Consider the following 10,049-nt stretch of genomic DNA (forward strand, 5'->3'; position numbering starts at 1 on the left):
GGAGCGGATTTTTCATGAAAAAATTAGCTGTATTACTTATATCACTGTCACTATTGTTACTGGGCGCCTGTTCCATGCAGCCTCCTGAATGGGCAAAGCCGGCAAAAAAATCGGATTTAAAAGATATTAAGATTGGTTTATCTGTTTCAACCTTAAATAACCCATTCTTCGTTTCATTAAGAGATGGTGTTCAAAAAGAGGTAAAGGCATTAGGCGTACAAGTAAAAGTAGTCGATGCGCAGAATGACTCTGCTAAACAAATCAATGATGTTGAGGATCTAATTCAGCAGGGTGTAGATCTATTGCTAATTAATCCAACTGATTCTGCAGCGATCTCCACCGCGGTTCAATCTGCTAACACGATCGGAATTCCGGTGGTTACGCTCGACCGTTCGGCAGAAAAAGGGAAGGTTGCCACATTAGTAGCTTCCGATAATATAAAGGGCGGAGAAATGGCCGCAGACTATATTGTCAAGAAACTAGGGGAAAATGTTCAAGTAGCTGAACTTGAAGGTGTGCCAGGTGCGTCTGCAACACGTGAAAGAGGAAAAGGTTTCCATAATATTGCGGATCAGAAATTAAAAGTAACAGCAAAACAATCTGCTGACTTCGACCGTACCAAGGGATTAACCGTTATGGAAAACCTGCTTCAAGCAAACCCTGATATTAAGGCAGTCTTTGCTCATAATGATGAAATGGCACTCGGTGCTATTGAAGCGATCAATAGTTCTGGTAAAGACATCATGGTCATTGGCTTTGACGGTAACGACGACGCCCTAAATGCAATCAAAGCAGGAAAAATGGAAGCGACCGTTGCGCAGCAGCCCGATTTAATCGGAAAGCTTGCAATCGATGCCGGCATAGACGTACTCAAAGGAAAGAAAGTTCCTAAAAACATCCCAGCTCCACTCAAGCTAGTCGTAAAAGAATAAGCAAAATTAAGGCACGGGGCGGTTCCCGTGCCTTTGAAGCATGGGGACGGTTCTCGTGCTTCAATGAATGCTAGAAATCTTGGGGACGGTTTGAGACCACCAATTTGGCATAATAGTGTTGTCAAGAAACGATTATCAAGAAGGGATTTTCTGTACATACAGACAAAAATATGCAATTTTGAATAAATGTATAATGTAGGAAATGGAAAAGTTTGCTAATATATTCTGTAGAGGTGATGGGAATGAATTTAAAGAGTTTCATCATAACTTTTGGGCCGTTCGTTTTAACAACTGCCTTCCTTTACTTAATTGGTTATGTGTTTACTATTCCTATGTTCATGTTTCATTACGAATATACAAATAACGCAAATGGTTTTTTTATGGCAACTGGTTCATTGCTGCCAATCATTTTCGGTTTGGTTATTAGTCTTTTTTCGGAAAGGGTTTATTTATATAAACAGCGAAAAAAGCTTAGTTAATTTTGCCAAGTTTTATTTCTCAGCGGTAATGAATTATTTAAGTCCTTAAATACCAATTATCAGTCGGCCGAAAGATAGGCAAGTTCTTACCTATCTTCGGCTTTTTACAAATAACGGAAACCAAATGAGAAAAAATAAGATAAAGTCATGAGCAATAACCAGGCATCGCCAGCATTAAACTTCATCCTCTCGCTCCGTGACTACTTTTTCCTCGCCACATCGGTTACATACAAACCAAGTTGCTATATATCCCCATCCATCAGGTCTCTTATTGTTTTCTTCATAAACATGACCTTTTAATTTACAGGTGATTTTCGCTAAAATACTCACCATAAAAACCTCCTTCAATTAAAAGTTAATTTCTTGTTTTTTTTATCTCTATGCTGCAAAGCTTGTCATCGTTGTTTTAAGTTTTCATTACTATCATTACAAAGAATGAATTAATCTGGCTCAAATTAAGGCTGCCGGGGATACAAAGAGACGGTTTAGTTCAAGTCCATTATCTGTTAATATCAAAATACACATTAGTAGGCTGCCATTTTAAAGGGAGGAAGAACGGATGTCCAATACCACAGGATCAAGAAAAATACTATTAGATTTAGCCGTTACGTTAGATGGTTTTATTGAAGGAAAAAATGGGGAAATTGATTGGTGCATCATGGATTCTGAGATGGGGTTTATTGATTTCTTACATCAAATTGATACGATTCTGTATGGAAGAAAAAGCTACGATTTATGGGGACAATTTACTCCAGGTATTGAAGATTCTGATGCCGATAAAGAAATTTGGGAGTTAGTTCATAGCAAAGAGAAATACGTGTTTTCCAGAACGCAAAAAGGTACTGATAATAAAGCCATCTTCATCAACGATCATATTCAAGAAGAAGTCAATAAATTAAAGAATAAGCCCGGCAAAGACATCTGGTTATATGGAGGGGCAAGTCTTATTACGACTTTTATCAATTTAGGGCTTGTTGATGAATTTAGATTATCGGTTCACCCGGTTATTTTGGGAGAAGGAAAACCGTTGTTTATTGATATTAAACAGAGGATGAATTTAAAACTGGTTGATACAAGAACGTTCTCCTCTGGCGTTGTACAACTTATCTATCATTTGAATAAGAATTAATCATATTGAAATACTTACCAGCTGAACAAATCTTTGTGGAGCACGATTGCTAACAAAGCTGTGTTCTAGCTGGTAAACTCACGTGGACGGTTTTATTGCCACGATAACTCATTCAAAGGTACCGGAGTTGAAGGAGCTTTGTTAATCAACCATCAATCCTTATTCGACACAAAGTTACATGTTACGATAAAATATAGTTTACATATAAACATTTAGAATTTATAATGTTCACAGATAAACATTTAAATGTTTATGTATCATTGGCTTCCAGATTCAAAATAAAATACAGGTCAAACTTTCATGGGTAGATGGGGGTTGATCCAAATACGTTAGCTAGAAGGAGTTTTAAATGGACAGTCATAATAATATTTTCAATCTAACACATATGATTTCACAAATAACCAATGAAAATATTGTTCGATTTACAAACGAATTTTCTTACTCAATTGGTATATCAACAATTGTTGTTTTAGCCGAAATAGAAGCCAGGGGACCTTTAAAACAAATTGATTTAACCGAAGCATTAGGATATTCGAAAAGTACGATCACGAATATGGCAGAAAAACTTGTTAAGCTTGAATTGATAGAAAGAACTTACGATATAAGTGATCGAAGGACGGTCTATCTCAAAATCACAGATAAAGGAATAAATGCTTTACAAGAAGCTGAAGCGATTGGAGAAAAAATTCATAACGAATTATTTAGTATTCTTTCTGAGGAAGAACTTTCAAACTACATTGAAATTCAAAAAAAATTATTAGCTAACATTTCAAGTAATAAAAAGTTATCATTTTAGTCTCATATCGTCTATTTAAGGGCTATCAGAAGCCCTAAAAGTATTATCAACTAGACAAATAAATATGCGAAGCAAAAATATAGTAATGGAAGAGGAGAATCTCTATGGCTCGTTTAAAAGGAAAAGTTGCAATTATCACTGGTGCTGCACAAGGTATGGGTGCAGCTCACGCTAGACGCTTTGTTGAAGAAGGAGCAAAAGTTGTTTTAACTGATCTAAATGAAGAAAAAGGCAGCCAGTTCGCAAGTGAATTAGGTGAAAATGCATTGTTTTTAAAACAAAATGTGACGAGTGCTGAAGATTGGGCCAACGTTGTTGCTAAGGCAGAAGAAAAATTTGGACCAGTCAATATCTTAGTAAACAACGCTGGTATTACAATGGCGAAATCAATACTAGAAACTACAGAAGAAGAATACCGTCGCATCGTGGATATCAATCAAGTATCTGTATTCTTAGGCATGAAAACAGTTATTCCATCCATGCAAAAAGCTGGTGGTGGCTCTATTGTGAACATATCTTCCATCAATGGTATTGTTGGCGGTGCTGTCGGCTATACAGATACAAAATTCGCTGTTCGCGGCATGACAAAAGCAGCAGCGATGGAATGTTCACACTATGGTATCCGTGTCAATTCTGTACATCCAGGTGTGATTGCAACTCCTATGGTCGTGCAGGAAGACACAAAAGCAGCGGTAGAGGAATTCGCAAAACATATTCCTTTAAAACGAGTTGCACAGCCAGAAGAAGTAACCAACCTTGTTCTTTACTTAGCTTCTGATGAATCAAGCTACTCAACTGGCGCAGAATTTATCGTGGATGGCGGAATAACTGCAATGTAACGGTAATGAAGCATGGGGACGGTTCTCGTGCTTCAAAGGTAAGATTGTGAAGAAATGAAATAAACTAATTTAGGCTAGAATTCCTGATGTATCAAGGATTCTAGCCTTTTTACTTTGGTGATAAGCAATAAATTCTTTTTATTCATGAACTGTGACCTTTTATATTTTGTTCTGCGAATAGAGGAACCCATTCATTTTACAAAACCTGATACAGAATCAAAAAATAACCCTGCGGAGGATCCACGAAATTCAGCGGTCATCTCCAAAAAGAATGCGGCTTTCCACATCTTCAAGCTGAGTACAATATGGGAGTAGATGAAGAGGATAGACAAATAATTAACTGTCCACATAATTAAAAGGAGTGTATATTATGTTTGATTGTGTAATTGTCGGCGGGGGACCAGCTGGTTTAAACGCTGCACTTGTATTAGGCAGGGCAAGAAGGAATGTGGCATTATTCGATCATAATTCTCCGAGAAATGCGGTGACCCACGAGTCACATGGCTTTATAACCAGAGATGGAATTAAACCAAGGGAATTTCGAGAAATGGCTCACCAAGACATAGCCAAATATCCTTCTGTTACGATTAAAAATGAAAAAATTACTAACGTTGAAAAAAAGGGAATGTTATTTGAACTCGTAACAGAAGACGGGAAATGTATTGAAACGAAGAAAGTTCTATTAGCGACTGGTTTAAAGGAAATCCATCCGTCCGTGGAACACCTAATGGATTATTACGGAAAAAGCCTTTTTAATTGTCCTTATTGTGATGGATGGGAGTTGAAAGACCGTCCGCTTATCGTGATATCAGAACTACCATCTGCTTTCCATATGGTTAAAATTGTTTATAATTGGAGCAAAGATTTAATCGTATGTACCAATGGACACAAAGTTTTAACCTCCCAGCAAAAAGAAGTGCTTCAAAGAAAAGGAATAAAGGTATTTGAACAAAATATCAAAACACTCGTTGGTGAAAATGGATTTCTAGAAGCTGTCATTTTGGAGGATGATAAGATAGAAAAGAGGGATGGTGGATTTGTGACACCCGAATGGATTCAGGCATCGCCTTTTGGAATATCTTTAGGATGCGAACTAAACCAGCTTGGCGGAATTAGAACTGATGAGTTCGGCAGGACAAATATTGAAGGTGTTTATGCTGCAGGTGATACGTCGGTTATCGCACCTTCACAAGTGATTATTGCCGCCGCCCAGGGCAGTAGAGCCGCTATTGGTGTGAATACAGACTTAACTGAAGAGGATTTTAATTAAATCATATGATTTCAGCGTGAACAGGAAAGTTCAATTAGATGATTTGTGCTTTTATTAAAAATATTATTTAATATCTAAATAGAAAAATCCACTAATTCCATTGGAGTGGATTAATTTTTTATTCTTTAGGATTTATTATGGCTAATACCTGATGGTCTTCCCATTTACCATTTATTTTAACATTGCTCTTAGAAATGCCTTCTTTTTCAAACCCCGCCTTTTCTAACACTCTAATTGAACCAATATTATGTGGCATAACACCAGCTTCAATTCTATGTAATTTAAGGGTATTAAATGCATAGTCTAATACAAGTTTTACGGCCTCTGTTGCATAACCTTTACCATTATGATTCTTACTTAAACTGTAGCCGATTATGGCACTCTGTAAAGGATCACGTAAAATGCGATAGAGTCCAATCGTTCCAATAAGTTCGTCGGTATCAGTTTTAAAAATCCCAAAATTGTATTCATTATCATTTTTTGCCTTTTCTATTTTTTGATTTATGAGGTCTGTTTGAAAATCTATCGTGTAATAATCAGAAGGGCGTTTCATTGTATAGGTTTGAAAAAATTCTTGATTATCAATTTCAAACTGAAGAACATCATTAGCGTCATTTAATGTTAGTAATCTTACATATATATTCTGGGTCTTTAGCATAGTTTTTTCTCTCCATTACAAGAATTGTGTGAATTTATTATATCATTGTTAGATTTTTATTGTTATAGATGTTTAAGAAGATGAAGTTTGTACCAAGAGAAAGTATGTAAAAATGAATAAAGCTTGGTAATAAATTTTTGTATGCGTATATGACTTAAAACTAACTAAATTATTGAGATGACACTTAAAATTATACAAACAATAGCCAAACTGAAGAAAAGGATAGAAATTTTTATATTACTTTTCATATTTATACCAAACGCACAAAAGAAGATACTGGCAGATAATTTTGAAAGACTTTGAAAATAGTGATGATCAGAAAAGAAAGAACTGCTAAAAACAACAGATATGAGAAAAGTTATGCTGATTGACATCTTAAACCATAAAGGTTGTTTTAAAAAATGGAATAACATTAATTTAATCCGTTGCATACAGAAGTACCCCCTCATTTGGATCATATTTAACTTAACTCCATGTTCTGTTATTTAGCCATGAGGTCAGATTAGTGAAAGCAGGAATAAAGTAGGAGATTAGAGAATTTATTTTAAATAGATATTTGTAAACAAGAATAGTCAAGATAAATTAACTATTGTTCTAGGTGGTGCCGCATGTCAAAAAATATATCAATTTTTAGGAAAAAAGGGGATAAGGATGCCTTTATCGCTGCGTATGACGAGGCGTTAAAGCTGTGGCCTGTTCCATATGAGGAATTGATGATTCCTACTCGTTTTGGAGAAACACATATTGTGGCGGCAGGGCCTGTGGATGCAGAGCCACTGATTTTAATTCATGGAATGACCTTTAGTGCAACAATGTGGTATCCGAATATCGAAATGCTTGCTGAGAAATACCGGGTTTATGCATTGGATACGATTGGGGACGTGGGCAAAGGAAATGTGACAGAAATCATTAAAAATCGTCAGGATACTGTAAACTGGTTAGAAGATGTTTTGTCGGGGCTGAGTCTGTCCAAAGCTATTTTTATGGGACATTCGATGGGGGGCTGGCTTTGTACGAATTTTGCTATTCATCATCCAGAGAAGGTTGAAAGGTTAGTGCTGCTTGCGCCGGCTTCTGGAATGTACAAAATAACTCCAAAGTTTTTCTTCAAAATCTATCCGGCGATTGCGTTCCCATCAGAGACTCGTATTATGAAAGAAATAAAATGGTTTGTAAGTCCAGTTTTTCAACCGGACGAACGAGCGGAGACTCTGTTCCGTCAATTTATTGTATCCGGTATGAACTGTGTGCCATGCATACGTGTTGTTCCTTCTGTATTTGTAGATGAAGAGCTACAAAAACTAACCGTTGAGACACTCTTACTTGTCGGAGAACACGAAACCATCTATAACCCAACCAAAATGCTTGAAAGAGCTAAAGGACTCCTACCAAATCTTACGACTCAAATGATCCCAAATGCGGGGCATGGCTTGTCAATTGAACAGCATGAAATTGTCAATGAGGCAGTTAAGAGATTTTTTATGAAATCTAACAACATTGGCTAAAATTGTTAAATGATAATTATATGGTTTTAAAGTGCACTATTTTATTAAGATAAGTTTATAGGTGGATACCCAATGAATAGGATGATATGAAAATAAGTTAAAGGGGAGTGCATTTTATGTATCCTAGTCATTTCAATCTGTACTATAACATTCCATATATTCAAGAGGCGTATTCATCTGTATATCCATTCCAACTTGATTACTATTCGACCGACATTTATTGGACGAAACTCCGTATCAGGATATCGCTGGACTGGACATAGATGGGTAAATTACGGAGTTAGCCTAAGGCAAATTCAATCGTTTACTTGCGTTTACGAAGCATGGGGACGGTTCTCGTGCTTCGGATATTGATAGACTGGGAGAATACACTCTTATTATTAAGAGGAAAAAATGCTTATCCCTCGCGAAGGGGAAAAGCTTAATTTGTATATCGTCACTTAAGGAATTAAAGCCAACTTCCCATAACAAAGGGGAGCTAGCTTTAATCATGATATCGCTATATTTTTATCTGGCTATTAACCTATTATTAATTTCGGGCGGCACCCTCCTTTATGAAACCTAACCTTGAGAAATTAAACGCTAGGAACTACTTTACACACAACATATCAAATTGTATTTTTTGGTCTTTTATAAATTAACGGCTGTTTTTAAGTTTGCTCATTTCTTCCCAGAATCTACACCTTTTCTTTTGCAGCCACCGATATCATCATATATCGACCCGCCAGCTAAGTATGATTAAGTTTTCGCACTTCCTTGTATACTATTACTACGGAAATGGTTCCATTGTCCGAATTTGCCACTTTAACATCTACGTAATTCAATAGGTCAAGTTTACTCAAAAAATCATTAGCCTGGTCCTCGACATCACTTGGAGCACCTGTAATGATCTTTGTACATATTTTGCGGATGGTGAAGTCCATAACGCCCGCTCCTCTGATCAATTGAAATATTTTCTACATGAATCTTATCTCTATTGCACACCGTACAATGTATCCTCTTTAAACTTTATTTCACAACAGCGGGGAATTCCGGTTATTCCCCGCTATTGTTGTCCGATTATACTTCCTCTAGGATTTATTGTTTTTCTGACCCGTACCTACCCAAATTGCAAGAATGAAGACGATGATTCCAAAAATAACACTATTCCACATTGCCCCTGCATTACTGGAGAAACCATACACCCAAGGAGATATGATGAGCCAGATACCAATCAAACCTGTAAGCCAAAGTTGCCACACAATCAACACCTCCATTAATATTTGACGTTGACGTCAATGTCATTAAAATATATGACTTTCAATAATAAATATTCACGCGGATTTACATTTATTTAGTTTGGGAATATGGAAAAATTAGTTAAATTATATTGGACGTTAACGTAAAATTTATTTATAATAGTGTTTAACAGTTCAGGAGGTCAGTTTTTGATGGATGAGTTACTGAAAATTGATGAAGTAGCAAATCAGACTGGTTTGAGTAAACGGACTATTAGGTATTATGAAGAGCTGGGTATTTTACCTTCCCCAGAACGCAGCGGGGGAGGAACAAGGCTTTATAAACAGGAGCATATTAAATTCTTAAAGCGAATTACAGTCGCTAAAGAGGTACTAGGGTTTACGTTACAAGAACTACAGGAATTCCTATCACTCACGGAAATGTTAGAAAGTCAAAAAGAAGAATATAAAAAGGTATCTGACCCAAAAGAACAAAAAGCAAAATTGACTGAAATTATTAAGATCCTCGATGGCGAACTCGAGATCATTGAACAAAAGATTAGGAAAATACATAGTGTTCAAACGGAGCTTGTTACTCTTAGGGAACGTGCACGAGCGTTGATTGAACTAAAGAACAATAAATAAGACTAACGGATTCGGGATCACTTGCAGGTGATCCTTTTTAGTTGAACTAAGGGAGTTTAATTGAAAAAGGAATAGTTAAAATAGTTTTGGTAATAAAAATTGTGCGATGTAAGCAAAAAAAAGACCTTATTTACAGGTCAGAGGACAATTCTTAGAAAATGTCTAATTTCATCTGCAGTAATCCCAAAATTTAGAGCTTCAAAGATGAGGTCTACCCATTCACTATCTAGTTCTTCTTCAGCAGAGAGTATTGTTTCCATAAAACCTCCTATAAAATTTTGGTTTTAGCTATTAGTCTTTTTACTGATAAAGCTTTAAAGTCTCATAAGAAAATATTAATACAAAAGTTGTATGTAAAAAATGGTATAAAATCCAAAAATTTCGACAGCATCTTAATTTTTAATCGCGATAAACTTGACTAAAATTTTTGGTTTTTTCTTTTCTCTTTTTCTTTTTCTAAAAAAATCTTAAAATCTTCTTTTGTATTACTAGATTTCATTGCTTCTTTTACTAACTCAATCCATTCTTTAGGAAGATCGGACTCGTTTCTTTTCATAATTAACCCTCCATTTATTGTGA

At 36.0% G+C, this 10,049-nt stretch carries 14 protein-coding genes; 8 read left to right on the forward strand and 6 right to left on the reverse strand.

All coding sequences use genetic code 11. The annotated features are described in order from the left end of the window. Positions 1-14: 14 nt before the first annotated feature. Positions 15-932, forward strand: coding sequence for a ribose ABC transporter substrate-binding protein RbsB (gene rbsB, locus ACNQGS_RS20095; RefSeq protein ID WP_491488903.1), 918 nt, complete (start codon positions 15-17; stop codon positions 930-932). A 242-nt stretch (positions 933-1,174) separates the two neighbouring features. Then, positions 1,175-1,411, forward strand: coding sequence for a hypothetical protein (locus ACNQGS_RS20100; protein WP_491488904.1), 237 nt, complete (start codon positions 1,175-1,177; stop codon positions 1,409-1,411). Positions 1,412-1,585: 174 nt separating this feature from the next. Here the strand turns inward: ACNQGS_RS20100 and ACNQGS_RS20105 are convergent, their stop codons facing one another. Continuing rightward, entirely contained in the window at positions 1,586-1,741 is a 156-nt protein-coding gene (locus ACNQGS_RS20105; protein ID WP_491488905.1) for a hypothetical protein, read from the reverse strand. A 229-nt stretch (positions 1,742-1,970) separates the two neighbouring features. Here ACNQGS_RS20105 and ACNQGS_RS20110 point away from each other — a divergent pair, with 229 nt between their 5' ends. From ACNQGS_RS20110 to ACNQGS_RS20125, 4 genes are all read left to right on the forward strand, one after another. After that, positions 1,971-2,540: a dihydrofolate reductase family protein gene (locus ACNQGS_RS20110; RefSeq protein WP_491488906.1), complete on the forward strand. Its 570-nt coding sequence runs from the start codon at positions 1,971-1,973 to the stop codon at positions 2,538-2,540. Positions 2,541-2,889: 349 nt separating this feature from the next. Further along, the gene (locus ACNQGS_RS20115; protein ID WP_491488907.1) at positions 2,890-3,336 is read left to right on the forward strand and encodes a MarR family winged helix-turn-helix transcriptional regulator; all 447 of its coding nucleotides are present in this window, start codon (positions 2,890-2,892) and stop codon (positions 3,334-3,336) included. A gap of 104 nt (positions 3,337-3,440) precedes the next feature. Next, positions 3,441-4,175, forward strand: coding sequence for a glucose 1-dehydrogenase (locus ACNQGS_RS20120; RefSeq protein WP_491488908.1), 735 nt, complete (start codon positions 3,441-3,443; stop codon positions 4,173-4,175). 367 nt (positions 4,176-4,542) lie between these two features. Continuing rightward, the gene (locus ACNQGS_RS20125) at positions 4,543-5,445 is read left to right on the forward strand and encodes an NAD(P)/FAD-dependent oxidoreductase (protein WP_491488921.1); all 903 of its coding nucleotides are present in this window, start codon (positions 4,543-4,545) and stop codon (positions 5,443-5,445) included. 118 nt (positions 5,446-5,563) lie between these two features. Here the strand turns inward: ACNQGS_RS20125 and ACNQGS_RS20130 are convergent, their stop codons facing one another. Then, positions 5,564-6,103: a GNAT family N-acetyltransferase gene (locus ACNQGS_RS20130; RefSeq protein WP_491488909.1), complete on the reverse strand. Its 540-nt coding sequence runs from the start codon at positions 6,101-6,103 to the stop codon at positions 5,564-5,566. Positions 6,104-6,711: 608 nt separating this feature from the next. Between ACNQGS_RS20130 and ACNQGS_RS20135 the strand changes: the two genes are divergently transcribed. Further along, positions 6,712-7,608, forward strand: coding sequence for an alpha/beta fold hydrolase (locus tag ACNQGS_RS20135; RefSeq protein ID WP_491488910.1), 897 nt, complete (start codon positions 6,712-6,714; stop codon positions 7,606-7,608). Between the two features lie 728 nt (positions 7,609-8,336). On the opposite strand, the gene ACNQGS_RS20140 is transcribed toward ACNQGS_RS20135, so the two are convergent. Together ACNQGS_RS20140 and ACNQGS_RS20145 are read right to left on the reverse strand one after the other, a co-directional pair. After that, entirely contained in the window at positions 8,337-8,531 is a 195-nt protein-coding gene (locus ACNQGS_RS20140; RefSeq protein WP_491488911.1) for a hypothetical protein, read from the reverse strand. Between the two features lie 147 nt (positions 8,532-8,678). Continuing rightward, positions 8,679-8,849 (reverse strand): SPW repeat protein, encoded by a 171-nt coding sequence (locus ACNQGS_RS20145; RefSeq protein WP_491488913.1) that lies wholly within the window; start codon positions 8,847-8,849, stop codon positions 8,679-8,681. A 189-nt stretch (positions 8,850-9,038) separates the two neighbouring features. Between ACNQGS_RS20145 and ACNQGS_RS20150 the strand changes: the two genes are divergently transcribed. Then, positions 9,039-9,470, forward strand: coding sequence for a MerR family transcriptional regulator (locus ACNQGS_RS20150; RefSeq protein ID WP_491488914.1), 432 nt, complete (start codon positions 9,039-9,041; stop codon positions 9,468-9,470). 137 nt (positions 9,471-9,607) lie between these two features. Here the strand turns inward: ACNQGS_RS20150 and ACNQGS_RS20155 are convergent, their stop codons facing one another. Then, positions 9,608-9,730 (reverse strand): anti-repressor SinI family protein, encoded by a 123-nt coding sequence (locus ACNQGS_RS20155; protein ID WP_491488915.1) that lies wholly within the window; start codon positions 9,728-9,730, stop codon positions 9,608-9,610. Between the two features lie 158 nt (positions 9,731-9,888). Continuing rightward, a complete protein-coding gene (gene sinI / locus ACNQGS_RS20160) occupies positions 9,889-10,026 on the reverse strand; it encodes a DNA-binding anti-repressor SinI (protein WP_491488922.1) in 138 nt (45 codons plus the stop codon). Positions 10,027-10,049 lie beyond the last annotated feature (23 nt).

Source organism: Neobacillus sp. PVCKKU3 (genome assembly GCF_058323225.1).